The following is a 25,518-nucleotide window of genomic DNA, read 5'->3' as shown; positions in this document are numbered from 1 at the left end:
CTGTTATGAGCCCAAGACCCCGGCAGGTCGACGTTTGCTGCGCATCGCGCGCAAGGTTGTGCCAAAGGCCTGCGCATAGGCCCGGCTGAGTGCCGCGTGGCTTTTGAACCCGGTTTGAAGGGCGATGTCGGCTAGCTTCATGTCGGTGGATCGTGCCAGATCACGGGCCCGGCCAAGACGCAGCATCTGATAATATTTGCCCGGTGCCATCTGCAAATTGTCCTGAAAGGCGCGATCCAGACTGCGCAGGGAACATCCCGCGTGGGTCGCAATGGATTTCAGTGCAACCGGCGTTTCGATATGGACGATCATTTCGGCAACCGCCCGCCTGACATGATCCGCGCCCGGCCCATGCAACCGGTCTGCGCCGCGTCCAGATATATTGGGGGCGCCGTGCCGCTTATGGCGGGCGTCATAGACAAACAGATTGCTGACATCAAAGGCAACCGCAGGCCCATATTGCCGCGCAAGGATGTGCAGCATCATTTCCATGACGGTTGCAGCCCCCCCGGATGTGATCATTTTACCGTCTTCGACAAAGCGATCAGTCAATACGGTGACATCTGGGAACTGTTCACGGAACTGATCAAGTTCCTGCCAATGGATGGTCGCCGATTTTCCCGCCAACATGTTGCACGACGCCAGCAACCAGGCGGCAGTATCGACACCAATCACCGTGCGCGCATGTTGCGCAGCATTTTGCAATCTTGCACGGGTGCGCGACGACAAATGATGGCGCATGTCATAACCCGAAATCACCACAAGATAATCGATATGTGTCGGGTCAGGGATGGCATTGAGGGCCGCCTTTGGCGTGATGACAAGGTCACTGGAACTTGTCGCCGGTGATCCGTCGATCGTGCAGATATCCCAACTTATCTCCGGCCCGCCCGGCAGACCTGCGGCCGCGCGTAACGGTTCCAGCGCACTGGCCAGAACCAGATTGGAAAATCCGTCAAACAGGACAAAGACAAATCGGTGATGTGTGCTTGGCATGATCAGAAAAGTAAATGACGGAATATGTAAAATCAATATCGGCAATCGAGATATCCTGATGGCAGAGAATGATTGCAAAAACAGTGAGGCCATCATGCCGCTTTCGATGAACAAGGAAGTCTTCATTACCGCCGCCGTAACCGGTTCAGGCGGCACGCAGGACAAATCCCCGCATGTGCCAAGATCCCCCGAACAGATCGCCAATAGCGCAATTGACGCGGCCAAGGCCGGGGCGGCCGTGGTGCATTGCCATGTGCGTGATCCCGAAACCGGGGCACCGTCGCGGGATTTGAAATATTACCGCGAACTGACCGAACGGGTGCGGGCAGCCGATGTCGATGTTGTTCTGAACCTGACGGCGGGCATGGGCGGCGATATCGTCTTTGGCTCAACCGAGGCACCGCTTCCGGTCAATGAAGCTGCGACCGACATGATCGGCGCGTCCGAGCGGATGGCGCATATTGCTGATTGCCTGCCTGAGATTTGCACCCTTGATTGCGGCACCATGAACTTCGCCGAGGCAGACTATGTCATGACGAACACGCCGGGCATGTTGCGCGCCATGGGACAGATGATGACCGACCTTGGCGTCAAGCCCGAGATCGAGGCATTTGATACCGGCCATCTGTGGTTTGCCAAACAACTGGTGTCCGAAGGCATTCTTGAAAGCCCGGCACTGGTACAGCTTTGCATGGGCATTCCGTGGGGCGCGCCAAATGATCTTAATACCTTTATGGCGATGGTGAATAATGTGCCATCCGATTGGAATTGGTCGGCCTTTTCCATCGGGCGCGATCAGATGCCCTATGTTGCCGCATCGGTTCTGGCCGGGGGCAACGTTCGGGTAGGTCTGGAAGACAATATCTACCTGTCGAAAGGCGTGCTTGCCACCAACGCCCAACTGGTTGAGCGCGCGGTTGGCATTATCGAAGGCATGGGGGCCACCGTGATTGGCCCGGATGCGGTCCGCAAGAAGCTTGGCCTGACCAAGCGGGAGCCGCGCTAATGTCCACAAGCTCAAACAAAAAAGCTGCCATCATTGGCGGTGGTGTCATCGGTGGCGGCTGGGCCGCGCGGTTTTTGTTAAATGGCTGGGATGTGGCGGTTTTCGATCCGGATCCGCAGGCTGAACGCAAGATCAACGAAGTCCTGGCAAACGCACGGAGAAGCCTGCCTGCACTTTATGACCGCTCCCTGCCAGAAGAAGGCACACTGACCTTCCATGACGATATGGCAAAGGCCGTGTCTGATGCGCAGTGGATTCAGGAAAGTGTTCCCGAACAACTTGCGCTTAAGCACAAGATCCTTGCCCAAATTCAGGCCCACGTCCCGTCGGACTGCCTGATCGGGTCATCGACGTCGGGCTTTAAGCCAAGCGAGTTGCAGCAAGGGTCAATCAAACCCGAACAGATCGTTGTCGCCCATCCATTCAACCCGGTTTACTTGCTGCCCTTGATCGAAGTCGTGCCGTCTGCCGCGACCGACGCATCGGTGCTTGAAGCTGGCTGTGACGTGTTGCGGTCCGTTGGGCTTAAGCCACTTGTCGTGCGCAAGGAAATTGATGCCCATATTGCCGACCGTTTGCTTGAGGCGGTTTGGCGCGAAGGGCTGTGGCTTGTTCATGACGAGGTCGCGACCACCGAGGAAATTGATGACGCCATCCGGTATGGCTTTGGTCTGCGCTGGGCGCAGATGGGGTTGTTTGAAACCTATCGCATTGCGGGGGGCGAGGCCGGGATGGAACATTTCATCGGCCAGTTTGGGCCGGCCCTTAAATGGCCGTGGACGAAGCTTATGGATGTGCCGGAACTGACCCCGGAACTGACGGCCCGTATTGCGCAGCAATCAGATGATCAATCGGGGCATATGAGCATCCGTGACCTTGAACGCCTGCGCGATGACAACCTTGTTGGCATGATGCGCGCGCTTAAGAAATCGGGCAGTGGTGCCGGCGGCACGATCAATGATCACGAAGCGTCACTTCCCGAACCAATGCCGATCAACGATCTTCCGGTAACCGGTGATCGCCAGATCCCGCAAAGCTGGACGGATTATAACGGGCACATGAACGAAGCCCATTATGTCGAGGTCAGTTCACAGGCAAGCGACCGTTTCATGGAAATGGTCGGGGCGGATGCAAATTATATTGCCAATGGGGGCAGCTATTTCACGGTTGAAACCCATGTCTGCTACCTGCACGAAATCAGTGCAAGCGACCATATCCGTGTGACCACCCAACTGATCAAGGGTGAAGGCAAGAAGCTTCACCTTTTCCATCGCCTGATCAATGATGAGGGTGCGGTTGCGGCAACGATTGAGACCATGTTGCTACATGTCGACCTTAAAACCCGTCGCACATCCGAGCCTGGTGGCGTGGTGGCAACCAATTTGGCCGAAATGGCAAAACGTCATGCAAGCCTGCCCAAGCCAGATCAGCTTGGCCGTGCAATCGGTTAGTCTAAACGTTCGATCCGTTTTGCGTGGAACCAGTTCACAATAACGCTGTGTGATGCCCCTGCAGTCTTTAACTGCGGGGGCATCCGCGTTAGGTTGATCTATCACGTCTTTGACCAAGGATCCGTTGATGGCCAATTCCGATCAGGTTTCCCCCGAAGTGACCTATGACCCGATGCCAGAGGAAGAAGGCATTCGTGCCTTTATCGCCAAATGCGACGGGTTCTATCCGCCCGACGCGGTGGCGGCCTCAATCGAACAGCAACGCAGCTGGTACGATGCACTTTGTGCCGAATTTGCCTTTCCGCATCCGGACGGCATGCAGGTCGAAGATGACGTGATTGCCGATGTACCGGTGCGCCATTACCGCCCGGCCGATTGCACATCAAACCACAAGATCGTCTATATGCATGGCGGGGGCTTTGTGGTTGGTTCGCGCGACAGCCATGATGCGATTTGTGCCGAAATTTCCGAGGCGGCAAAAGCCGAACTGATCGCAATTGATTACCGTCTTGCGCCCGAGCATATCTGGCCCGCCCAGCACGAAGATTGCCATCGGGTGACCCAAAGCATCCTGGCATCGGGCAAGAAGATTGTGCTGGTGGGTGACAGTGCGGGTGGCATGCTGGCCGCGGGGATCGCGGTTCGGGCCTGCGAAGAGGGCTTTGGTAACCGCGTTTTGGGGCAGGCATTGATCTATCCGGCCCTTGGCGGTGATTTGAACTGGCCAAGCTATGGCCAGATGGCCAATGCGCCGGGCTTAAGCACCGATGACGTGATTTATTACCGTGACGTGCTGAAGGCACCGATGGATGATCCGTTTGCCCATGCGCTTTCTGTCGATGATCTGCGTGGGCTTCCGCCGACTTTTATTACCGCAGCCTATTTTGATCCGCTGCGCGATGATGGCCGCGAATATACCGCCCGCCTTGCCCGTGCGGGCATTTCCGTTCAATACCGTGAAGAAGCCCAAATGATCCATGGCTGGCTGCGTGCCCGGCATATGAGCCCGGGGGCAAAGACAGCGTTCGGGCATCTGTGCGAAGCCATTGCCGCTATGGTTGCTTAGAAATAGCAAAAAGGGCCGGATAACCGGCCCTTTTTTCGTGCAGATGGTTACATGAAGTTGCGGGGAATGGTTTTTTCCCAAGTCTTTTCAAAGATCTGTTCACTGCCCTCGTAGCCAATCACCCAAGCCGACACATACCAGTTGTCGCGGTCACATGTCAGTTCCGCGTGGCAATCGGTGCGCACAGACCAGTCATCACGTTCCAGATCACAGGTCCAGGCGGCTTCGCCCTTAACCGAGGTCGGATCAAGCGGATTGATCGTCCAGGTTTCGCTGCGCACTTCGCGGGTCGACAGCCGTGAGTCAGGGTGCTCAAAAAGACCGGTATCTTCATAGATGCGATAACGGGTTTCGTTTTGCGTCAGATTGCGTTGAACACTCCGTTCCGTCCGGCCAGGTTTGTGTTCGATATATTTCGGCAGCGGATCGGGATTGTCGGGTTCTTTGACCTCAATCTTCTTGTGCGCGCCGAGCAACGGCAGATCAAAAGCAATAGAAGATGGTGATACGGTCAGTCCCGCGTCAAAGGGCGCTGGCAGGATCATTGGCCAATAGGATGTCGAAAGCGCCAGACGCATACGATGACCCGGCTTGAAGCGATAGCCGCACGCATCAAGAACAAGTGTGATGGTCACCTTCTTGCCACGCGGCATCGGTTTGGGGTCGTTATAATTGGCATCAAGATCGCGATGGGCAAGGTTCAGAACCCCGAACGACACACGGGTTGCTGTACCATCAGGATGCACATCGACCAGACGTGCGCACAGGTTCGACCAGTCTGCATCGCATTCAACATCAACGCGCAAAACCGGACGTCCCAGAAGGTCAATCTCGGCCTCAAGCGGTGCGCTTTCAAAGACCAGAGATCCGGCATCATCCGAACGCTGATCAATGGCCATTTCGGCATCTGGTTTCAGCGTGAAATATTCGCCCGATGCGGTTCCGGTATCGAGTGGCGATTTCAAATAGATGTCGGCAGCAGGGGCACTTTCGTCACCTGCCTCGAAGGCGAGCCTGCCGTCATTGACATAAACGGTCTTGGTTTCGGGTTGCGACCATGTGTCTTTGGCGATCCAGAAGCCCGGATCACAATCGCGGCGCGGGGCCGGTTTCGGGCCATCAAGGATATAGGCGCGTATTTGTGGCAGGTCATCCATACCGTTATCATCACCCCGCAGCCATTTGTTCCACCATTTGATGGCTTCGCCTGTGAAGTCGGCGCGCGGCTTTGGCCAGGCGAAATGCGGATATTTGTGCACCCACGGGCCGATCAGGGCCTTGGCGCGGTCAGGCATGCCTTCAATCGCGCGCATTGGCGTGTTGCGATAGCCATCAGCCCACCCGGCCAGCACCATCGACGGGATTTCGACAGCATCAAAATCCTCGCAGATCGAGGCATGTTTCCAGAAATCATCGCGGGTCTGGTGTTGAAGCCATTCTTCCAAAAAGAACGGTTCTTCCTTCAGGCGGTGCAGCCACATCGCGCGCCAGTCATCACCAACCAAGGCCGGGTCAGGTGAGCGTGACTGATAGGCCAGCATTGTGCCTGCCCATGACAGTTGTGCCGAGAGGTGACAGCCATTTTTATAGTGAATGTCGTCGTTATAGCGGTCCACCGTTGATGCGATGGAAATCACCGCCTTGAGCGCAGGCGGATTGAGGGCAGCAACCTGCAGGCAGTTAAACCCGCCCCAGGATATCCCCATCATGCCAACCGATCCGTTGCACCATGGTTGATCTGCAATCCATGCGATCAACTCGCAGGCATTGGCCAGTTCAAGTTCGGTATATTCACCGTCAATCACACCATCTGATTCACCTGATCCGCGAATATCAATCCGCACGCCGGCAATGCCGGCCTTGGCAAATTCGGGATAGGTCGACTCATCGCGGGCACAAGTACCATCACCCTTGCGATAGGGCAGAAATTCAAACACGGCCGGAACCGGGTCGTGTTCGGCGTTTTCGGGCATCCACATGCGGGCAGCCAATCGGGTGCCGTCTGCGATGGTAATAAAGGTGTTTTCAATAACAGTGAAATTTCTGTCGGACATATTGGGGCGTGGTCCTTTGGAGTGGTTATGTGGGGCTTATTCAAAAAGGCGGCCCATGATCCGGGCCGCCTTTTTTTGTTTTTGCACGGTTTTTAGTGACCGGCACTTTCCATTCTGCGCGTGGCCAGAACTTTTTCCAGCCAGCCCAGTTCCATTTCCGGCACCGATTTCAAAAGAAGGTCGGTGTAATCGTCAAATGGCGGGTTCAGGACCTCGGACCGCGGGCCGAAATCGACCAGCTTGCCCTGAAGCATCACCGCAACAGAATCGGCAATTGCACGCACAATCGCGATGTCATGGGTGATGAACAGATAGGACACCTGACGTTCTTTCTGCAGACGCAGCAAAAGATCAAGAATGCCCTCGGCCACCAGCGGATCAAGGGCTGAGGTCGGCTCGTCACACAGGATCAGTTCCGGCTGTGCAGCCAGGGCACGCGCGATCGCCACACGTTGCTTCTGCCCGCCGGAAAGTTCGGCCGGATAGCGGTCATAGAAAGCTTCACCCATCTCGATTTCATCAAGAAGTTTGATGACTTCCTTTTTGCGTTCCGCACCACGTTTGCCGAAATAGAACTGCAACGGACGACCAATGATCTGCCCGACAGTCTGGCGCGGGTTCATCGCGGTATCCGCCATTTGATAGATCAGCTGAATACGACGCAAGTGATCGCGTGACCGGTCCTTTTGGGCGTTGGACAGTTCCTCGTCACCGAATGTGACGCTGCCCTGGAAGGGCGGCAACAATCCGGTGATGACGCGGGCCAGCGTGGATTTACCCGAACCGGATTCCCCCACCACAGCCAGTGTCTGACCACGCGGCACATGCAGCGATACGTCATGAAGAACCTGCACACCATTGCCATACGCCGCCGAGATGTTTTCAACTTTCAGCAACGCATCGGACTGATCGCGCGCTTCGGTCTGTTTGGTCTGGCGAACATTGACCAGCGCCTTGGTATATTCCTGACGCGGGTTTTCAATGATCTGCTGGACCGGGCCGTATTCGACGGTTTCACCATTGCGCAGCACCATGATGTCATCCGAAATCTGGGCAACAACGGCCAGATCGTGGGTGATGTAAAGGGCGGCTGTACCGGTCATTTCAATCGCATTCTTGATCGCGGCCAGAACGTCAATCTGGGTGGTCACATCAAGGGCGGTGGTCGGTTCGTCAAAGACAATCAGTTCCGGTTTGGAACACAGTGCCATGGCGGTCATTGCACGTTGCAACTGGCCGCCCGAAACCTGATGCGGGAAGCGGTTGCCGAAATTCTTGGGGTCTGGAAGACCCAGAATTTCAAACAGATAGTCGGCCCGTTTGCGGGCCTCATCCCGGCTCATCAGACCGTGTTCGACCGTGGCTTCAATCACCTGATCGCCCAGTTTGTGCGCCGGGTTAAAAGATGCCGCAGCCGATTGGGCAACGTAACAGACACGTGCCCCACGGATCTTGCGGATACCCTTTTTATCCAGCGGCAGGATGTCCTGGCCATCAAGCAGGACTTCACCGCCGGTGATGCGTACACCACCCCGGCCATAGGCCAAGGCTGCAAGGCCGATGGTGGATTTGCCCGCACCGGATTCCCCGATCAGGCCAAGCACCTTGCCCTTTTGCAGATCAAAGGACACACCATGGACAATTTCGATATCCATCGGGGCTTCACCCGGTGGGAAGATGGTCGCGCCAATGCGCAGATCGCGTACCGATAGTAGATCAGACATCGCCGCGGCCTCCTTTCAGGCTGGAAGTACGTTTCAGCAACCAGTCGACAACCATGTTGACACAGACAGCAAGGGCCGCAATCGCGCCACCCGGAATAAGGGCGGCCTGAATGCCAAAGATGATGCCATCCTTGTTGTCCTTGACCATGCCACCCCAGTCGGCGGCGGGCGGTTGAATGCCAAGACCGAGGAAGGAAAGCGTCGACAGGAACAGGATCGAAAACGCGAAACGCAGCCCGAATTCCGCCAGAAGTGGCGAAAGCGTATTAGGCAGAATTTCACGGAAGATGATCCACATCCGGCCTTCACCGCGCAGTTTGGCGGCTTCGACGAACTCCATGACTGCAACATCAAGGGCCACCGCACGGCCCAGACGATAGACACGCGTTGAGTCGAGAATGGCCATCACGGCAATCAGGATGAAGATGTTTTGCGGCAGAACCGCCAACACCACGAGGGCAAAAATCAGGGTCGGGATCGACATCATCAAATCGTTCAGGCGCGACAGTCCCTGATCAATCGGGCCGCCGGAAACAGCGGCCGTAAAGCTCAGGAAAATGCCGATTGAAAACGACAGGATCGATGCGGCAAGCGACACAAACAGGGTTGTCTGCGCACCGTAAATCAGCCGTGACAGAAGATCACGGCCAAGGTTATCCGTGCCCAGAAGATAAAGGTCACTGGCCGGTTCCCAAACGCCCGCAACAATTTCGCGTTCCCCATAGGGCGCGATGAGAGGGGCAAAGACAGCACAGCCAAAAGCAAACAGAATGCCCAGAATTCCGATCCAGGCGGTCAGCGGGATTTCACGTAATCTCATCGCGGATGCCTCAGTCTCGGATTGGCGACAATGGCGACGATATCGGCCACCATATTGAGCAGGATATAGACCGCCGCAAAGATAAGCCCGCAGGCCTGCACGACGGGCATGTCACGCACTGTCACGGCATCAACCATATACTGGCCCATGCCGGGATAGACGAAGACAACCTCGACCACGACAACACCCACCACCAGATAGGCAAGGTTAAGCGCCACCACATTGACAATCGGGGCGATGGCGTTCGGGGCCGCGTGTTTGACGATCGCCTTGAAAGCACCAAGGCCTTTCAGCTCGGCCGTTTCCATATAGGCCGATGACATCACACTGATAATGGCCGCACGGGTCATGCGCATCATATGTGCGAGTACCACCATCACCAGCGTTGCCGTCGGCAGGGCAATGGCGGCCAGTCGTTCTGACCAGCTCATATTGTCATAGACCGTGGACGGGAAGGTCGCGACCCCCATCTGAACGGCAAAGAACACAATCAGGATATAGCCGATAAAGAATTCCGGCAGGGAGATCGCGGCAAGCGACAGAACGTTGATCACGCGATCAGGAATACGGTTGCGATAGTGAACCGCGACCATGCCAAGCCCAACCGCAAGCGGGACGGAAATCGCCGCGGCGAAGAACGCAAGAAACAGCGAGTTGCCAAGGCGTTTGGTGATTTGTTCGGTCACCGGAGCACCACTGGCCCAGCTGTTGCCAAAATCGCCTTGAACAACGCCGCCAAGCCATTCGAAATAGCGCGTGGTAATCGGACGATCCAGGCCAAGGTCGGCGCGGATGTTGGCAATGGCCTGCGGTGTTGCAGACTGACCAAGATAGGTTTCGGCAAAATCGCCCGGAAGGGCTTCGACTCCGGCAAAAATCAGAATTGATACAGCCCAGAGCAACAACAAACTCAAACCCAGACGTTCGGCAATCAACACCGATAACGGATGGGTTTCTTTCAGTCTGTGTCGCGTGGCTCGTACGCCGGCCAAGGGATTGGCCATGAACACATACTCCCCCTTAATGGCCTGAACGGAAATTCAAGACGGGTGGGACGGCAAAGAATAATTTGCCTCCATCTGGAAATTTCGATCAGACCATGTGTCAAACAAACAGGCGAACAACAAGACGGGGACCACGGTCAAACCAACCGTGATCCCGCAAGTCTTCAATCATCGGGATGCAATGCACCCCGGCTGATTAGCTGTTGATCCACAGACGCGTCGCAACATAACCGTTCGACATGTCGTTTCCGATGTCATCGACAAAGCCGGAAACGTTGGTCGTGGTTGCGTTCACGAAGTCATTGAACATCGGCAGGATAAGGCCACCGGTGTCACGGACCATCAGTGCCATGTCGTGGTACATTTCCTTACGCTTGGCCTGATCAAGCTCAGCACGCGCTTCGAGAAGGATCTTGTCGAAGTCGGTGTTGAAGAAGCGGGTGTCGTTCCAGTCAGCGCTCGACAGATAGGCCGTCGAATACATCTGGTCCTGGGTCGGACGACCACCCCAGTAAGAGGTCGAGAACGGCTGAACGTTCCAGACGTTCGACCAGTAACCGTCACCCGGCTCTCGTTTGATTTCGATATCGATCCCGGCCTTTTTCGCGGTTTCCTGATAGAGAACCGCCGCATCGACAGCACCCGGGAAGGCGACGTCAGACGTGCGCAGAAGGACCGAACCGTCATGGCCGGACTTCTTGAAGTGGAAGGCCGCCTTGTCCGGATCATAGGAACGCTGTTCGATGCCTTCCGGGAACAGGGCATAGGTTTCGTTGATCGGGAAGTCGTTGCCGACCTTGCCGTAACCGCCAAGGATCTTTTCGACCATGGTTTCGCGGTCCATCGCGTATTTCAGCGCCAGACGCAGGTCGTTATTGTCAAACGGTGCGGTGTTGCAATGCATGATGAAGACATAGTGGCCACGGCCCGAAGTAGTCTGAATTTCGACATTCGGTGCACGTTTCAGAAGGCCAACGGTCTTCGGATCAACGCGGTTGATGAAGTGAACCTGACCCGATGACAGGGCTGCCATACGTGCGGTCGCATCGTTCATCACGATCATTTCGACAGAGTCAACAAAGCCGCGATCGGTGCGCCAGTCGTTTTCGTTTTTCACAAACGTTGCGCGTACACCGGCTTCGAAGTTGTCGATCTTGAACGGACCGGTACCGATACCGGCATTCGGATTGTCGTAACCGCCACCCGGCTGGATCACGAGGTGATAATCGCTCAGCAGCAGCGGAAGATCAGCGTTGCCTTCCGAAAGCGTCAGAACAAGATCGCCGCCCTTGTTTTCGATGCCCTTGATCGAGCCCAGAACACCCAGTGCGCCGGACTCGGACTTTTCGTCGGTGTGGCGGTTCAGGGTTTTGACCACATCGTCGATGGTCAGTTCGGAGCCGTCATGGAATTCGACACCCTTGCGGATCTTGAACGTCCAGACAGATGCGTCGGCATTCGGTTCCCAGGACTCAGCAAGCGACGGGACGGCAAGGCCGCTGGTCGGGTGCGATTCAACCAGGGTGTCGCCCCAGTTACGGTTCATGGCAAAGGTGAATTGCGAAGAGGATTTTGCCGGATCAATAACGTCGGTCGAAGCCCCGCCCTGAAGGCCAAGTTTCAGATGCCCGCCGCGCTTTGGTTCCTGTGCCATGGCAGCCTTGCCATAGAGGCTCGTGGCGGCGGCAAGGGTCAGGCCGGCGGCCGTCGAACGGCCGATGAATTCACGACGGTTCATTTCAGATGCTGTGACGCGTGACGCGAAATACTTGATAGGGTCAGTCATCCCTGTTCCTTCTCTGATGCTTTTGATTTTGCTGAATTATTTAAATGGTGTGGCAGATCCTACCCGCGATTTGGTTGTGCTTGGTTGTGCAGGTTGGGGTGTCGTTCAGACACAAACGGGCATGCAGCATGAAGATGTGCTGTTGCGCCATGGCACCGTTATTGCGCAGTTGATCAACTCCCCCGTTGGCCACAATAATTTTCCCTTTCGGGTATGTGCACGGCCATGGATGCCTGCCTTTCACAAGACGGATCCAGCAAATATGTCCATTCAGAACTTATGGTGTTCTGATCTGGAGGCACATGTTGTGTGGGACAGACAGTGCACAAATCGCGCACATCGTGACACGAGTTTGGGGGCTTCATCAAGCCAAGTGCGCATGGCCGTGCGATTTTTCGGCATCTGGGGATAGAGTTTCACCATGTGAAACTCTCTGAAAAATAGAATAGAAATCCGATGGATTTTGCCAAGAAACGCCTTGCCAATTAAGGGGTTTACGGGTGGAAAAGCTGATGGTTTGGATAGGCCGATTTAGAGCGAGAAAAATTTTTTAAAATTTTCAAGTTCGAACATCGAAAATTCGCATAAAGGCACCGGATGTTCTGTCTGGAAACCTGAAAAATAATCATTTGGCGATTCGACTTTAGGCGCAGTTTCCCAATGCAGTCAGGTCAATTTTCGACGACGAGTACTGTCAAACGGTGTGCTGGAATTTTACGGCAAATATTGCAGCATTGCTTGTGCGCGCTTTCGAAAGTCCGTTTTTGATTTTGCGGACCGTCAATGTTAGGTTCTTTTCGCTGCCCTGATATTTCGTGAAACCACGGACTTCAGGGGTGGTGCACATAACGGAGGAATGAATGTATCAGAAGATGCTCGTGCCTGTCGATTTGGCCCACGTTGAAAAATTGGATAAAGCAATTAAAACGGCGGTCGATCTAGCCAAGCATTACAAGGCCGAGATAAGCCTTCTAGGTGTCGGTACCAATACGCCGTCATCGGTGGCGCATACGCCAAAGGAATTTGAACAGAAACTTCAGGCTTTTGCCGAGGATCTGGCGTCCAAGCATGGTGTAAGCACCAAAGCGGTCGCGCATATTTCGCATGATCCGGCAGTGGATCTCAGCAAGGAACTTGTCGCCAAGGCCGACGAGCTTGGTGCCGACGTCATCGTTATGGCATCGCATGTGCCCGGTATTGCCGACCATATTTTTGCATCGCATGGCGGATATGTGGCGTCTCACTCGGATCTTTCTGTATTCCTCGTGCGTTAGAGGATGCGGACGAACCTTTACGGCTAGGGGTAGCTGTATATTCATTTAACCTAGGGAGTTTCAAATGGGGTCTGAAGCTGACACGGGCATTGAAAGCCCGGACGGTGCAGCGAACCCGATTGATACAGAATATGAAATCGGGCAAGACAATATCCAAGCAGAGATCGGGCCATTTGGACTGGATGTCCATAACCCGGTCTTTCTGATTTCGGGTCTTGCGATTGTTGCATTCGTCTTTCTCACCCTGGCCTTTCAGGAAAGTGTCGGGCCGATGTTTAACGACCTGCGTGGTTGGCTGACATCGTCGCTTGACTGGTTCTTCCTGTCTGCTGCCAACGTATTTGTCGTGTTGTGTCTGTTTCTGATTGTCTCGCCGCTTGGCCGTGTGCGCCTTGGCGGTGCAGATGCAACACCGGATTATTCCTATGCGGGATGGTTTGCCATGCTGTTTGCTGCCGGCATGGGCATCGGTCTTATGTTCTATGGTGTGTCAGAACCGATTTCGCACTTCACATCCTCGATGGGTGGAATTGCTGTCGGTGAAGATGGTCTTCGTACCGACTGGGCGCCGCTTGGTGCGGCCGCCGGTGATGCCGATGCTGCATTTGATCTTGGCATGGCTGCGACCATCTTCCACTGGGGTCTTCATCCATGGGCGATCTATGCCACTGTCGCACTGGCACTGGCACTGTTTTCCTTTAACAAGGGCCTGCCGCTGACCATTCGTTCGATCTTCTATCCGATCTTTGGCGAACGTGTTTGGGGCTGGACCGGTCACCTGATTGATATTCTGGCGGTGTTCGCGACCCTGTTTGGTCTTGCGACCTCGCTTGGTTTCGGTGCGGAACAGGCCAATGCCGGGCTTGATTACCTGTTTGGCATTTCGGTTTCCGATACATCGAAGGTTTTCCTGATTGTCGGGATTACCGGTGTTGCACTTATTTCGGTGCTGGCGGGGCTTGATGCCGGGGTGAAGCGTCTGTCGGAAATCAACATGATCCTTGCGGCACTTCTGTTGCTGTTTGTGGTTCTGGTTGGTCCGACGATGGAAATCATCACCGGCTTCTTCTCGAGCCTGCTGTCATATGCGCAATATCTTCCGGCACTTTCAAACCCGGTCGGTCGTGAAGACGCCAACTTCAGCCAGGGCTGGACGTCCTTCTATTGGGCGTGGTGGATTTCCTGGTCACCGTTTGTTGGCATGTTCATTGCACGTGTTTCACGTGGTCGTACCGTGCGTGAATTCATCACCTGCGTTTTGATTATTCCGTCGCTGGTGTGTGTTCTTTGGATGACGGCCTTTGGCGGCACCGCGGTGCATATGGTAACCGAAGGCGTTACGGCGATTGCCGAAGCAGGTCTGCCGATCAAACTGTTCACCATGCTTGATCAGCTGCCGCTGCAAGCCATCACGTCCTTCATCGGGATCGTTCTGGTGATCGTGTTCTTCGTGACCTCGTCTGACTCTGGCTCGCTTGTGATTGATACCATCACCGCAGGCGGCAAGGTCGATGCACCGGTCCCGCAGCGCGTCTTCTGGTGCACCTTCGAAGGTCTGGTTGCAATTGCATTGCTGCTGGGTGGTGGCCTTGGATCATTGCAGGCGATGGCGGTTTCGACCGGCTTCCCGTTTGCGATTGTCCTTCTGATGGCCTGTTATTCGATCATCCAGGGTCTGCGGACCGAACCCAAGGCCGTCGGTGCCAATTCCGAGGCGACGGTTAGCAAGGACTAGAATATCGACATATGCGTATCTCGCCGTTTGGCGGTTATGATACCCGGTCAAAGAAAAGGGGCGCCAACTGGTGCCCCTTTTTCATTTCGCGCAAGCATGGTGCGTCTGGCGGTATGTTGACGATGCCGATGTGCTTATTGTTCGGCGGGTGTCAGCTCGATAACCATGTCGCCGTCATTGTCCTTGAGAACAAGACGCCTATCAACAACATCCCAGCTACTCACCAAGACGAATGCGCCGCTAAAGGCATTTTCGATCTGCATGGCGTTGTCGGCGATGCACATCTTTCGTGTCATGGCGAGCTGCGCGACACCGAGTGACGATCCCGACTGTTCGTAACTGCCGGAATACTGATTGCAACCTGCATTGCCCGACACCATGCCATCGCTGGAAAATGTCGCGGTCGCCATGACAGGCGGTGTTGGCGAAAGGGTGCTGTTGCCATCAATGACCTGCACCAGTTGCCATTCCTGATCGGTTACACTCGCCCAGTCTGTTGTCACGTTGCCTGTGGACTCGGTGCTGCAGGCGGCAAGTGATGCCAATGCCACCAATGCCAAAGGCAAGACGATCCTGTGTTTAACCTGACGCATATCTGAATTCCTGTAATGCTTGCGCGGCCCCCGCGCGAACCTGTTATTCGCAAATTCTGGTGATGGTATCATATTTTCAAAGTCGTTTGCGCCAAAGGCGCTTCTGGTCGCACCCAAAACGGCTTTGCGCGCAGGGATGGCTTGTGGCTATGTTACGGATCCTGCAGGCGCATGATCCTTGCGCCCATTTCCCGGTTCCAAAGCCCCACTTTGAAAATCAAGGTTACCTGACGATGAAGATTTCCGTGAAAGATGCCCACGCACTTGTGTGCGAAACTTTGATGCGTTGCAATGTGCGGGCAGACAATGCGGCCTCGGTCGCAACGGCACTTGTGACGGCCGAGGCATCCGGGCAAGGTGGACACGGTTTTCGTCGCGTGCCGGCCTATAGCGCGCAGGCAAAGGTCGGCAAGGTTGATGGCATGACCAGCCCGATCTTTGAAAAGCCGACACCTGGCGTTTTGCGCATTGATGCGCAGCATGGATTTGCCTATCCGGCACTGGATCTGATGATGGATCACTTGCCAGACATGGCCCGCACACAGGGTATTGCGATTGCCGCAATCCACAGATCGCATCATGCAGGGGTGATGGGGCTTACGGTCGAACGTCTGGCGGAAAAGGGATTGGCAGCGATGATGTTTGCCAATGCCCCGGCGGCGATGGCCGCATGGGGTGGTCGGCGTCCGATGTTTGGCACAAACCCGATTGCCTTTGGTGTTCCGGTTGGCGATGCCGGTGATCCGATCATCATCGACCTTGCGCTTTCGAAGGTCGCGCGCGGCAAGATCATGGCCGCCAAGCAAAAGGGTGTCGCCATTCCAGATGACTGGGCGCTTGATGTGGATGGCAATCCGACCACCGATGCCGTCAAAGCCATTGATGGCACGATGATCCCGGCCGGTGGGGTCAAGGGGGCGGCACTTGCGATGATGGTGGAACTTCTTGCAGCTGGTCTTACCGGTGCACAGTTCGGTCACCAGTCTTCGTCACTTTTTGATGACAAAGGCGCACCACCTGCGCTTGGACAACTGATCATTGCCATTGATCCCAAGGCAACCGGCGGTGTCGGTGTAATGGATCACCTTGCCTATATTGCCAACGAGATTGCCGCAGAAGAAGGCGTTCGTCTGCCGGGGCGTCGCGGCAAGCAGGCGCGCGCACTTGCCGAAGCGGAGGGGCTTGAGATCGAAGACGATGTCATGGAGACCATCAGTCAAATTAAATAAAGTTCGCGATCGGTGTGTCTGTATCGGTGTCAAAATCGTTGATGCAGAATGTTTGACTGTTCTGTAGTTTTAAAATTGGATATTCATCAGACAAGTGCGTGCTGAAAATTTTGAAAATGTTACAGAAATAAGGTCGGAATTACCGGTGAATACTTCGATTAATTCTTGATGTATAGACAAGTTTAATTGTTGTCGGGGCGATATGCTCTGCGTAATCATCGAACTGTAACATCAGTGTCACCGTAGAGTCGCGGTTTGTGCGTAGCTTCTTCATCCAGCGAAACACATTCAGGCGACTCTTTTGATGCTGGTTGTAGATATCTCTGGACTGAACAAAAGCTTTACCCGTGACAAGCGTGCGCTTAGCGGCGTCAAACTGCAGGTGCGGGAAGGCGAGATGGTGGCGCTGATTGGAGCATCGGGTTCGGGTAAATCCACACTGATCCGTCATATTGCCGGTTTGTTGCGCGGTGATCGCGATGGCGGCAAGATCGTCGTGTTTGGCGAAACCATTCAGGAAAATGGCAAGATTTCACGCGGTGCCCGCAAGGTGCGCTCCGAGATTGGTGTTGTTTTCCAGCAATTCAATCTGGTTAGCCGCCTTTCGGTTCTGACCAACGTCCTGATGGGGCTTTTGGGCCGTGTTCCGGCATGGCGCGGCTCGCTTGGTCTGTTTACCAAAACCGAAAAGATGCGCGCCATGAGCGCACTTCATCGTGTTGGCATTGATGCTCATGCGTCGAAAAAGGCGCGTAACCTTTCGGGTGGTCAGCAACAGCGCGCGGCGATTGCGCGCACCATTACCCAGGGCGCCCGACTTATTCTTGCCGACGAGCCGATTGCATCGCTTGATCCGGCGTCGTCCCGCAAGGTGATGAACACGCTTGATCGCGTAAACCGCGAAGACAACGTCACCGTCATCGTATCGCTTCATCAGGTTGATTACGCAAAAGACTACTGCAAACGCACCATCGCCATGCGCGATGGTGAAGTCGTTTTTGACGGACCGTCAAGCGAACTGACGCCGCAATTCCTTCAGGAACTTTACGGCGAACATTCTTCCGAACTTTTTGCCGATGGTGCGGCAAAGGCCGCAGAGCCCGTTACACGGCCCATCGCAGAAAAGGACCTGGCTGTCGCAACAAGCTAGCCGGGCCAGTTGTCATGACTGCCTTACCTTCTCGAAACATGTCGAAATCTATTCTGACAGGGGACTTCTTATGAACGTTAAGACAATCGCATCCGCAGCATTTGCGGCCACGATGCTGGCATCCGTCGTTGCCAAGGCCGATGTTGAATTCAAGCCGCTCGAACAGGATCCGGAAACCATCGTTTTCGGTATCATTTCGACCGAATCTACTTCCAACCTCAAAGCTCAGTGGCAGCCGCTGATCGATGACATGGAAGAAGCACTTGGCAAAGACGTCGAGGCATTCTTTGCACCGGATTATGCCGGCATCATCGAAGGCATGCGCTTTGGCAAGGTTCACGTTGGCTGGTTTGGTAACAAGTCGGCAATGGAAGCCGTTGACCGCGCCGGTGGCGAAGTCTTCGTTCAGACGTCGAAATCTGATGGTTCGAACGGTTACTATTCCCACATCATCACGCAGGCTGACAACGACAAGGTCAAAACCCTTGAAGACATGCTGAAATGTGATGGTTCGCTGAACTTCGGTATCGGTGATCCGAACTCGACCTCGGGCTTCCTGGTTCCGTCCTATTATGTTTTCGCGAAAAACGGCGTTGACCCGAAGGAATGCTTCAAGACCGTTCGTAACGCCAACCACGAAACCAATCTGATGGCGACTGCCAACAAGCAGGTTGATGTTGCTGCCAACAACTCCGAGCAACTTGGCCGTACCAAAATGAACAAGCCGGAAATCACCGACAAGGTCAAAGTCATCTGGACCTCGCCGCTGATCCCGTCTGACCCGATGGTTTACCGTAAAGACCTGTCGCGCGAACTGAAATCCGAAATCAAGGCATTCTTCCTTGGTTACGGTCGTTTCGGTGATGTTGAAAGCGCCAAGGAAGTCCTTGCCAACAACTCCGATGGCATGGGTCTTTTCATGGAAAGCTCGAACGCGCAGCTTTACCCGATCCGTCAGCTGGCCCTGTTCAAGGACAAGCTGAAAATCCAGAACACCGAAGAACTTTCTGCTGAAGAAAAAGCAGAACGCGTTGCCGAGATCGACAAGAAACTTGCTGAACTCGACATCCTGGTTGCCTACCAGTAACCGACTTTTCGACAGGGAGTGCATCGAAGGTGCGCTCCCTGTTTGCTTTTAATTCCGGGATTTGAACGATGAACAGCAGCATTTCTTCGACATCATCTGTCGCAACGGAGCTTCCACCGCGTGACCTTAAACGGTCGGCATCAAGCTTCCTGCTTTGGGCGATCATCCTTGGACTTCTGGCCATGTCGTGGGAGGGGGCAGATATGCGCCCGATGGCGCTGTTTGAAAACAGCGGCAACATGGTCGACTTTGCCGAGGGCTTCTTCCCGCCCGACTTCCTGATGTGGAAGATGTATGTCGCAGAAATGTGGATCACCATCCAGATTGCGATCTGGGGCACAGCGCTTTCCATCGTTTGTTCGATCCCGTTTGGTATTCTTTCTTCTGAAAATATTGTCCCTGTCTGGGTCTATCAGCCGGTGCGTCGCCTGATGGATTCCTTCCGCGCGATCAACGAAATGGTCTTTGCCATGTTGTTCGTGGTTGCGGTCGGCCTTGGCCCGTTTGCCGGTGTCCTGGCGCTTTGGATTCACACCACGGGCGTTCTGGCCAAACTGTTTTCCGAGGCGGTCGAAGCAATTGACCCCGAACCGGTCGAAGGCATTCGTGCAACGGGCGCCAATGCGCTCCAGGAAGTTATCTTTGGCGTGATCCCGCAGGTCTTGCCACTTTGGATTTCCTATTCGCTTTACCGGTTCGAGAGCAACGTGCGCTCTGCCACTGTGCTGGGCATTGTCGGGGCTGGCGGCATTGGCATGGTGCTTTGGGAATATATCCGTGGCTTCTATTACGCGGAAACAGCGGCAGTCATGATCATCATCATTATCTCGGTCAGCCTTCTTGATATGGTGTCCCAGCGTCTGCGCAAACTGGTAACCTGATCATGGCGTTTAAGATTACGCAGGCCAAACCGACAATGAAGGCATTGTCGGAACAGCCCACGATTGACCAAACAGCGATTGTCGTTGATTGCGAAATAGGGATCTGGACCGAAGTCGGTGCACGTACCTCCATGCGCGAAACGAAAATGGATGATTATTCCTATGTCGTGAATGACAGCGAAATCATCTATTCCGATATCGGCAAGTTCGTGAATATCGCCGCCCATACCCGCATCAACCCGGGGCAACATCCGATGGACCGGGCATCGATGCATCATTTCCAGTATCGCTCAAGCGCCTACGAACTGGGCGAAGACGACCCGGCGTTTTTTGACTGGCGTCGCGAAAAACGCGTGCGTTTGGAACATGATGTCTGGATCGGGCACGGTGCGATTGTGCAGGGTGGTGTCACCATCGGCATCGGTTCTGTCGTGGGATCGGGTGCGGTGGTGACCAAGGATGTCCCGCCCTACACCATTGTGACAGGTATTCCGGCAGTCCCCCTACGCCCCCGGTTTGAGGCAGACATCGTCGATGCGCTTCTGCGTATTCGCTGGTGGGGTTGGTCGCATGAAATGCTGCGCGAAAGGTTGCAGGATTTCCGAACGCTTCCGGTGCGTGACTTTTGCCTGAAATACGATACGGTTTAACCGATCAACATTTCCCAATGATTTGATGGATGCCGAAGGTTAAGCTGCTGACCTTTGGCGTTTCTCGCCACGTCACCCGTTTCCAGAGTTTACTCATGACCGACCAATATCAACGCTACGCGCTTTATTATGCGCCAGAACCGCAAAGCGCGTTGGGGCAGTTTGGCAATGCCTGGCTGGGGCGTGATCCGGAAACCGGAAACCAGTTGCCACGGCCAAGTGTTGCTGGCCTGACAGAGGCCGAGATTGTTGCGGCAACCACGTCGCCGAGCCGATACGGCTTTCATGGAACCCTGAAGCCGCCATTCGCAATGCCAAGCGACATGGATCGGGGCGATCTGGAAACAGCCGTTTCGCGCCTGTGCAAAACGATTGCACCGGTAGCGTGCGGACATCTGGTCTTAAAGGCGATTGGTCGTTTTCTGGCCCTTGTTCCGACCGAACCCATCGCAGAATTGGCCGATCTTGCGGCAACGCTGGTGCGCGAACTCGATGACTTTCGCCAGCCCGAAGACGCAGCGGCAATGAATAAACGCCGTGCCAGCGGTCTGACGGATCGGCAGGAAGCCTATCTTCTGCGCTGGGGTTATCCCTATGTGATGGAAGAATTCCGCTTCCATCTGACATTGACCAACAAGCTGTCAGACGACCAGATCGAACCCTTCAAAACTGCCCTGTCAGGCTTGGTCGTACCGCTATGTCAGGAACCATTTACCGTTCGCGAAGTCTGCTTGTTTGGTGATCCGGGTGATCATAAGCCGTTCAGATTGCTGAAACGTTTCCCGTTGGCAGGATAAAAATGCTGCGCTTTTAAGGTGCAGCATTTTTGGATGGCTGAAAGAGCCTCAGGCGCGGTTTGCAATCGGTTGTGGCATTTCAATTGCGTGGATGAAACGCGCGATGCCGGTTTCAAGGTCGGCATCATTATCCACATGAACAACATGGTCGCCCTCAACCTGATAGGCGGATGCGCGCGCAAGCCGGCGTGCGATATCAAGGGCATCTTCGCGCCCGCGGGCTTCAAGCCGTTTGCGCAATGCCTCGCTGCTGGCACGGATGCTGATCACCCGGACGTTGTCTTGCCCGACAAGGGCACAGGCATCGCCAACGACGCTGCGTGATACATTGACGATGACGGTTTTGCCAGCCTCGACCTCACCAAGAACATGGCGCGGAATGCCGTAGCCCAGATCATGGGCCATCCAGCTCAGTAGGAACGCCCCCTGACGTGACATTTGTCCGAAATCTTCAGGCCGGACGGGGATGTGTGTTTCCCCGACCGATCCGGCCGGGCGGGTGATGCAGCGCCGTGGAAAGCAGAACTGCTTGTCATCGGCCAGTCGTTCGCGCGCTGCATCAAGAAGGGTGTCCTTGCCAACACCACTTGGGCCGACGACAAGGACCAGAAGTCCATATCCTGATCTGCAATTATGTGCAGGCGCGTCGGTCATGACACCCGAACACCTTCGCGCCAGACGCCGCGTACAATCGGATGGTGCGGGGAATGATGTACACGGATCAGATCACCGCGTTTGCCAACCGCGATCTCCCCGCGATCATCAAGCCCGACCTGGGTCGCCGGATTAAGCGACACGGTGCGAATGGCGCGTGGCAGATCGTAACCTTCGAACTCGTAAAACAGCTTCATCGCCCCGTGCAAAAGGCTGTGCGGCACATAGTCGCTTGATATGATGTCGAGATAGCCATGCTTTGCCAGCTCGCCTGCGGCAACATTGCCGCTATGCGATCCGCCGCGCACAAGGTTCGGGCCCCCCATCATCACACCAAGTCCGCCTTCATGGGATGCCTTGGCAGCCTCAAGCGTGGTGGGGAATTCGGCGACTGTCATTTTGTCTGCAACCGCCTCGGCGACGTGCTCGGCTGTGGCGTCATCGTGGCTGGCGAGTGCAAGGCCCTTCGCGTGGGCCTGTTCGACCACATGACGGCGGTGCTTTTCGGAATAAAGCTCTGCATCGCGACGGCGGGTGGCGATAAATTTGCGCATTTCCTCATCGTTCAGGCCATATTTGCCCTGATAGTAGGTGTAATAGGCATCAAGACTGACGAACTGGCGCTGACCCGGTGTGTGATCCATCACCGAAAGCATGCTGACCAGAGGCAGGTCGATCAATTGACCAAGGGCCTCGACCATGCCGGGGAAGGACGTTTCGCAGCGCAGATGCAGTTTATGGTCCGCGCGCAGCAATGCATTTTCCAGCGCGTGTTCAAGGGCATTGACCGATTCAATCAGTCTGACAATGCGTTCTGACCCTTCATTGACGTCACCGATGGATACCGCATCAAACACGGTGGTGATCCCGGCACTGGCGACCTGATTGTCGTGCGCGACAACGGCGGCTGTTGCCGGCCAGCGGGTTTTGGGGCGCGGGGTCAGGTGCTTGTCGAGATTGTCGGTATGGAGCTCAACCAGGCCCGGCATCAAATAGTCGCCACCCATGTCCTCTGCCCCTGGCAGGTTCGAAGGACGATCGGAAATATCGCTGATCTTGCCGTCCTTGACCTGTACGGCGCCATCAATGACTTCGTTGGCCAGAACGAGTTTGGCATTGGTAAAAATCTGTTCAGTCATTGGCCCCAACTTTAAACGAAGTCACATCAAACGACCCGGTGCAGACCGCATCACGGGTTTCATGGTCGTGGAAAATACCGGCAATCGCCGCACCACGGCTTTTGGCTTCTTCAATCAGCGCCAGAACTGTGGCGCGATTTTGGACGTCAAGTGATGCGGTCGGTTCATCCAGTAGCATGATCGGATAATCGGCAATAAAGCCACGCGCAATATTCACACGTTGCTGTTCCCCGCCCGAAAAGGTCAGCGGCGAAAGCTGCCAAAGACGTTCAGGGATGCGCAGACGGGTTAAAAGGTCGCGTGCCTTTTCGGTTGCAGTTTCCCGGTCCGTGCCGAGGGCCACCAGCGGTTCGGCAACGATATCAAGGGTTGGCACACGCGGTATCACGCGTAGGAACTGCGAAACATAGCCCAGCGTACGCTTGCGGATTTCCAGTATCGAATGCGGGCTGGCGGTGGTGATATCAAGCCAGTCGCCATCATGGAACACCTTGATGGACCCCTGAGAGCATGTGTAATTGGCATAAAGCATGCGCATGAAGGTACTTTTCCCCGAACCGGATTCACCGGTCAGCGCGATGCATTCGCCCGCCGAAAGCATGAATTCAACGCCCTCGAAAACCGGGATGGTTACGCTGCCTTGTGTGTGCAGGGTAAAGCTTTTGGCGACGTTTTGAGCATGAAGCATTTCAGACATTTTCTTCGCCCCGGTCAGTTTTGCAGAATGGAAGAAACAAGCAGCTGCGTATAGGGATGCTGCGGGTCATCAAGAACCTGATCGGTCAGACCATGTTCAATGACCTTGCCCTGTTGCATCACCATCAGCCGGTGCGAAAGAAGTCGGGCGACTGCCAAATCGTGGGTGACGATGATCACCGCAAGATTAAGGTCGTGAACCAGCCCGCGCAGCAGATCGAGCAATCTGGCCTGAACGGAAACATCAAGCCCACCCGTGGGTTCGTCCATAAAGACGAGGCGCGGGCTAGTTACGAGGTTGCGGGCAATCTGCAAGCGTTGCTGCATGCCGCCCGAAAAGGTCGATGGCAGGTCATCAAGGCGCTCTGACGCGATTTCAACCTTGCCAAGCCAACTGTCCGCATTGCTGCGGATGTTGCCATAATGACGATCACCGATTGCCATCAGCCGTTCGCCAATATTGGCCCCGGCACTGACATTCATACGCAAACCATCACGCGGGTTCTGATGCACAAACGCCCAATCGGTGCGCATCAAAAGGCGACGTTGGGCTTCGGACATCTGATAGACATCGCGCACGCCATCAATGCGGGTTTGGTATTCAACCGTCCCCCTGGTTGGTTCCTGCTGGGCGGAAATGCTGCGCAGCAAAGTAGATTTGCCGGATCCGGATTCACCAACGATGCCAAGGACTTCACCGGGGCGGAGTTCAAAGCTGACATCCTTGCAGCCAACCCGGTCGCCATACATCATGGTCAGGTTGCCCACGCGCAGAAGCGGTTCGTTCATCTGGGTCATTATTCTGCTGCCTTTCCGCGATCTGCGCTACCTAGGGGTTGGTCATGATGTTGCGGGCCGCGATGGCCGGCTTCCTGTCGTTCCGCGCAGTAATCGGTGTCCGAACAGACAAACATCCGGTTGCCCTGATCATCGAGGATGACTTCATCAAGGTAACTGTCGCGCGCACAGCACATGCCGCATTCGTCTTCCCAGGTCTGAACTTCGAAAGGATGGTCCTCGAAATCGAGGCTTTTGACCTTGGTGTATGGTGGCAGGGCATAGATGCGCTTTTCGCGACCAGCCCCGAAAAGCTGAAGGGCCGCCATATTGTTCATTTTCGGATTGTCGAACTTTGGTGTTGGCGACGGATCCATCACATAGCGATCATCGACCATCACCGGATAGGCATAGGTGGTCGCGATATGACCATGGCGTGAGATATCTTCATAAAGCTTCACATGCATCAGACCGTATTCTTCAAGCGCGTGCATCTTGCGCGTTTCGGTCTCGCGCGGTTCAAGGAAGCGAAGCGGTTCCGGGATTGGCACCTGATAGACAAGAACCTGATCTTCGCACAGTTCCTTTTCCGGAATGCGGTGGCGGGTCTGAATGATTGATGCCTCGGCGGTTTTTTCCGTGGTGGCGACCTGTGCGGTCTTGGCAAAGAACTGACGGATGGAAACCGCGTTGGTGGTGTCATCCGCCCCCTGATCAATGACTTTCAGCGTATCATTCGGGCCGATTACGGCGGCTGTTACCTGAACACCGCCTGTGCCCCAGCCATACGGCATCGGCATTTCGCGTCCGGCAAACGGCACCTGATACCCCGGGATCGCAACGGCCTTAAGCAGGGCGCGCCGGATCATGCGTTTGGTCTGTTCATCAAGATAGGCAAAGTTATAGTCCGGTGCCCCGTCGGTCGGATTTTTGACAGTTTGTTCCATGG

At 55.1% G+C, this 25,518-nt stretch carries 23 protein-coding genes; 11 read left to right on the top strand and 12 right to left on the bottom strand.

Annotated features, from left to right (window positions below):
- Positions 1–3: 3 nt before the first annotated feature.
- Positions 4–1,041, bottom strand: a complete 1,038-nt coding sequence (locus AUQ41_RS16185; RefSeq protein ID WP_063089287.1) for a GlxA family transcriptional regulator — start codon at positions 1,039–1,041, stop codon at positions 4–6.
- A gap of 13 nt (positions 1,042–1,054) precedes the next feature.
- Between AUQ41_RS16185 and AUQ41_RS16180 the strand changes: the two genes are divergently transcribed.
- The 3 genes from AUQ41_RS16180 to AUQ41_RS16170 all read left to right on the top strand — a co-directional run bounded on the left by AUQ41_RS16180 (position 1,055) and on the right by AUQ41_RS16170 (position 4,519).
- The gene (locus tag AUQ41_RS16180) at positions 1,055–2,002 is read left to right on the top strand and encodes a 3-keto-5-aminohexanoate cleavage protein (protein ID WP_232308417.1); all 948 of its coding nucleotides are present in this window, start codon (positions 1,055–1,057) and stop codon (positions 2,000–2,002) included.
- Positions 2,002–3,453 (top strand): carnitine 3-dehydrogenase, encoded by a 1,452-nt coding sequence (locus tag AUQ41_RS16175; protein ID WP_063089286.1) that lies wholly within the window; start codon positions 2,002–2,004, stop codon positions 3,451–3,453. Before AUQ41_RS16180 ends, AUQ41_RS16175 begins: the two co-directional genes overlap by 1 nt.
- Positions 3,454–3,580: 127 nt before the next feature.
- Positions 3,581–4,519, top strand: coding sequence for an alpha/beta hydrolase (locus AUQ41_RS16170; RefSeq protein WP_143588751.1), 939 nt, complete (start codon positions 3,581–3,583; stop codon positions 4,517–4,519).
- Positions 4,520–4,566: 47 nt separating this feature from the next.
- On the opposite strand, the gene AUQ41_RS16165 is transcribed toward AUQ41_RS16170, so the two are convergent.
- The 5 genes from AUQ41_RS16165 to AUQ41_RS16145 all read right to left on the bottom strand — a co-directional run bounded on the left by AUQ41_RS16165 (position 4,567) and on the right by AUQ41_RS16145 (position 11,907).
- Positions 4,567–6,573, bottom strand: a complete 2,007-nt coding sequence (locus tag AUQ41_RS16165) for a CocE/NonD family hydrolase (protein WP_063089285.1) — start codon at positions 6,571–6,573, stop codon at positions 4,567–4,569.
- Positions 6,574–6,665: 92 nt separating this feature from the next.
- Positions 6,666–8,297: an ABC transporter ATP-binding protein gene (locus AUQ41_RS16160; protein ID WP_063089284.1), complete on the bottom strand. Its 1,632-nt coding sequence runs from the start codon at positions 8,295–8,297 to the stop codon at positions 6,666–6,668.
- Positions 8,290–9,117, bottom strand: a complete 828-nt coding sequence (locus tag AUQ41_RS16155; RefSeq protein WP_008889682.1) for an ABC transporter permease — start codon at positions 9,115–9,117, stop codon at positions 8,290–8,292. Before AUQ41_RS16155 ends, AUQ41_RS16160 begins: the two co-directional genes overlap by 8 nt.
- A complete protein-coding gene (locus AUQ41_RS16150) occupies positions 9,114–10,121 on the bottom strand; it encodes an ABC transporter permease (RefSeq protein ID WP_008889683.1) in 1,008 nt (335 codons plus the stop codon). The genes AUQ41_RS16155 and AUQ41_RS16150 overlap by 4 nt, the downstream gene beginning before the upstream one ends.
- Before the next feature lie 196 nt (positions 10,122–10,317).
- Complete coding sequence (locus AUQ41_RS16145) at positions 10,318–11,907, bottom strand: ABC transporter substrate-binding protein (protein ID WP_063089283.1); 1,590 nt, start codon at positions 11,905–11,907, stop codon at positions 10,318–10,320.
- Positions 11,908–12,767: 860 nt separating this feature from the next.
- Here AUQ41_RS16145 and AUQ41_RS16140 point away from each other — a divergent pair.
- Both AUQ41_RS16140 and AUQ41_RS16135 read left to right on the top strand, forming a co-directional pair.
- Entirely contained in the window at positions 12,768–13,181 is a 414-nt protein-coding gene (locus tag AUQ41_RS16140; protein WP_063089282.1) for a universal stress protein, read from the top strand.
- Between the two features lie 64 nt (positions 13,182–13,245).
- Positions 13,246–14,916 carry a BCCT family transporter gene (locus AUQ41_RS16135; protein WP_008889687.1) on the top strand — a complete coding sequence of 557 codons (1,671 nt, stop codon included), beginning with the start codon at positions 13,246–13,248 and terminating at the stop codon, positions 14,914–14,916.
- Between the two features lie 134 nt (positions 14,917–15,050).
- On the opposite strand, the gene AUQ41_RS16130 is transcribed toward AUQ41_RS16135, so the two are convergent.
- Positions 15,051–15,509, bottom strand: a complete 459-nt coding sequence (locus AUQ41_RS16130; RefSeq protein ID WP_063089281.1) for an META domain-containing protein — start codon at positions 15,507–15,509, stop codon at positions 15,051–15,053.
- 233 nt (positions 15,510–15,742) lie between these two features.
- Between AUQ41_RS16130 and AUQ41_RS16125 the strand changes: the two genes are divergently transcribed.
- From AUQ41_RS16125 to AUQ41_RS16100, 6 genes are all read left to right on the top strand, one after another.
- Positions 15,743–16,738, top strand: coding sequence for an Ldh family oxidoreductase (locus tag AUQ41_RS16125; protein ID WP_063089375.1), 996 nt, complete (start codon positions 15,743–15,745; stop codon positions 16,736–16,738).
- Between the two features lie 304 nt (positions 16,739–17,042).
- Positions 17,043–17,888, top strand: a complete 846-nt coding sequence (gene phnC, locus AUQ41_RS16120; RefSeq protein ID WP_008889690.1) for a phosphonate ABC transporter ATP-binding protein — start codon at positions 17,043–17,045, stop codon at positions 17,886–17,888.
- Positions 17,889–17,958: 70 nt separating this feature from the next.
- Positions 17,959–18,975: a phosphonate ABC transporter substrate-binding protein gene (gene phnD, locus AUQ41_RS16115; RefSeq protein WP_008889691.1), complete on the top strand. Its 1,017-nt coding sequence runs from the start codon at positions 17,959–17,961 to the stop codon at positions 18,973–18,975.
- 68 nt (positions 18,976–19,043) lie between these two features.
- Entirely contained in the window at positions 19,044–19,856 is an 813-nt protein-coding gene (gene phnE, locus AUQ41_RS16110; RefSeq protein WP_008889692.1) for a phosphonate ABC transporter, permease protein PhnE, read from the top strand.
- 2 nt (positions 19,857–19,858) lie between these two features.
- Complete coding sequence (locus tag AUQ41_RS16105; RefSeq protein WP_063089280.1) at positions 19,859–20,506, top strand: chloramphenicol acetyltransferase; 648 nt, start codon at positions 19,859–19,861, stop codon at positions 20,504–20,506.
- Between the two features lie 95 nt (positions 20,507–20,601).
- Positions 20,602–21,303, top strand: a complete 702-nt coding sequence (locus tag AUQ41_RS16100; RefSeq protein ID WP_063089279.1) for a DUF1045 domain-containing protein — start codon at positions 20,602–20,604, stop codon at positions 21,301–21,303.
- A gap of 48 nt (positions 21,304–21,351) precedes the next feature.
- Here the strand turns inward: AUQ41_RS16100 and phnN are convergent, their stop codons facing one another.
- The 5 genes from phnN to AUQ41_RS16075 are packed head-to-tail and all read right to left on the bottom strand — an operon-like array spanning position 21,352 to position 25,516.
- Entirely contained in the window at positions 21,352–21,957 is a 606-nt protein-coding gene (gene phnN, locus AUQ41_RS16095) for a phosphonate metabolism protein/1,5-bisphosphokinase (PRPP-forming) PhnN (RefSeq protein ID WP_063089278.1), read from the bottom strand.
- A complete protein-coding gene (locus AUQ41_RS16090; protein WP_063089277.1) occupies positions 21,954–23,096 on the bottom strand; it encodes an alpha-D-ribose 1-methylphosphonate 5-triphosphate diphosphatase in 1,143 nt (380 codons plus the stop codon). The genes phnN and AUQ41_RS16090 overlap by 4 nt, the downstream gene beginning before the upstream one ends.
- Positions 23,089–23,793 carry a phosphonate C-P lyase system protein PhnL gene (gene phnL, locus AUQ41_RS16085; protein ID WP_063089276.1) on the bottom strand — a complete coding sequence of 235 codons (705 nt, stop codon included), beginning with the start codon at positions 23,791–23,793 and terminating at the stop codon, positions 23,089–23,091. Before phnL ends, AUQ41_RS16090 begins: the two co-directional genes overlap by 8 nt.
- 14 nt (positions 23,794–23,807) lie before the next feature.
- Complete coding sequence (gene phnK / locus AUQ41_RS16080; protein WP_063089374.1) at positions 23,808–24,581, bottom strand: phosphonate C-P lyase system protein PhnK; 774 nt, start codon at positions 24,579–24,581, stop codon at positions 23,808–23,810.
- Positions 24,582–24,589: 8 nt separating this feature from the next.
- Positions 24,590–25,516, bottom strand: coding sequence for an alpha-D-ribose 1-methylphosphonate 5-phosphate C-P-lyase PhnJ (locus AUQ41_RS16075; RefSeq protein ID WP_063089275.1), 927 nt, complete (start codon positions 25,514–25,516; stop codon positions 24,590–24,592).
- Positions 25,517–25,518: the final 2 nt, after the last annotated feature.

This window comes from Thalassospira sp. MCCC 1A02898 (assembly GCF_001618185.1).
Lineage (GTDB): Bacteria > Pseudomonadota > Alphaproteobacteria > Rhodospirillales > Thalassospiraceae > Thalassospira > Thalassospira tepidiphila.
The sequence above is the reverse complement of the archived record's forward strand: the minus strand, read 5'-3'. Positions and strand labels throughout refer to the sequence as shown.

What these genes read in the sequence shown, in the direction of transcription:
- AUQ41_RS16180 (WP_232308417.1), top strand. Translation starts at nt 1,055, where the DNA reads ATGGCAGAGAATGATTGCAAAAACAGTGAGGCCATCATGCCGCTTTCG.
- AUQ41_RS16175 (WP_063089286.1), top strand. Translation starts at nt 2,002, where the DNA reads ATGTCCACAAGCTCAAACAAAAAAGCTGCCATCATTGGCGGTGGTGTC.
- AUQ41_RS16170 (WP_143588751.1), top strand. Translation starts at nt 3,581, where the DNA reads ATGGCCAATTCCGATCAGGTTTCCCCCGAAGTGACCTATGACCCGATG.
- AUQ41_RS16165 (WP_063089285.1), bottom strand. Translation starts at nt 6,573, where the DNA reads ATGTCCGACAGAAATTTCACTGTTATTGAAAACACCTTTATTACCATC.
- AUQ41_RS16160 (WP_063089284.1), bottom strand. Translation starts at nt 8,297, where the DNA reads ATGTCTGATCTACTATCGGTACGCGATCTGCGCATTGGCGCGACCATC.
- AUQ41_RS16155 (WP_008889682.1), bottom strand. Translation starts at nt 9,117, where the DNA reads ATGAGATTACGTGAAATCCCGCTGACCGCCTGGATCGGAATTCTGGGC.
- AUQ41_RS16150 (WP_008889683.1), bottom strand. Translation starts at nt 10,121, where the DNA reads ATGGCCAATCCCTTGGCCGGCGTACGAGCCACGCGACACAGACTGAAA.
- AUQ41_RS16145 (WP_063089283.1), bottom strand. Translation starts at nt 11,907, where the DNA reads ATGACTGACCCTATCAAGTATTTCGCGTCACGCGTCACAGCATCTGAA.
- AUQ41_RS16140 (WP_063089282.1), top strand. Translation starts at nt 12,768, where the DNA reads ATGTATCAGAAGATGCTCGTGCCTGTCGATTTGGCCCACGTTGAAAAA.
- AUQ41_RS16135 (WP_008889687.1), top strand. Translation starts at nt 13,246, where the DNA reads ATGGGGTCTGAAGCTGACACGGGCATTGAAAGCCCGGACGGTGCAGCG.
- AUQ41_RS16130 (WP_063089281.1), bottom strand. Translation starts at nt 15,509, where the DNA reads ATGCGTCAGGTTAAACACAGGATCGTCTTGCCTTTGGCATTGGTGGCA.
- AUQ41_RS16125 (WP_063089375.1), top strand. Translation starts at nt 15,743, where the DNA reads ATGAAGATTTCCGTGAAAGATGCCCACGCACTTGTGTGCGAAACTTTG.
- phnC (WP_008889690.1), top strand. Translation starts at nt 17,043, where the DNA reads ATGCTGGTTGTAGATATCTCTGGACTGAACAAAAGCTTTACCCGTGAC.
- phnD (WP_008889691.1), top strand. Translation starts at nt 17,959, where the DNA reads ATGAACGTTAAGACAATCGCATCCGCAGCATTTGCGGCCACGATGCTG.
- phnE (WP_008889692.1), top strand. Translation starts at nt 19,044, where the DNA reads ATGAACAGCAGCATTTCTTCGACATCATCTGTCGCAACGGAGCTTCCA.
- AUQ41_RS16105 (WP_063089280.1), top strand. Translation starts at nt 19,859, where the DNA reads ATGGCGTTTAAGATTACGCAGGCCAAACCGACAATGAAGGCATTGTCG.
- AUQ41_RS16100 (WP_063089279.1), top strand. Translation starts at nt 20,602, where the DNA reads ATGACCGACCAATATCAACGCTACGCGCTTTATTATGCGCCAGAACCG.
- phnN (WP_063089278.1), bottom strand. Translation starts at nt 21,957, where the DNA reads ATGACCGACGCGCCTGCACATAATTGCAGATCAGGATATGGACTTCTG.
- AUQ41_RS16090 (WP_063089277.1), bottom strand. Translation starts at nt 23,096, where the DNA reads ATGACTGAACAGATTTTTACCAATGCCAAACTCGTTCTGGCCAACGAA.
- phnL (WP_063089276.1), bottom strand. Translation starts at nt 23,793, where the DNA reads ATGTCTGAAATGCTTCATGCTCAAAACGTCGCCAAAAGCTTTACCCTG.
- phnK (WP_063089374.1), bottom strand. Translation starts at nt 24,581, where the DNA reads ATGAACGAACCGCTTCTGCGCGTGGGCAACCTGACCATGATGTATGGC.
- AUQ41_RS16075 (WP_063089275.1), bottom strand. Translation starts at nt 25,516, where the DNA reads ATGGAACAAACTGTCAAAAATCCGACCGACGGGGCACCGGACTATAAC.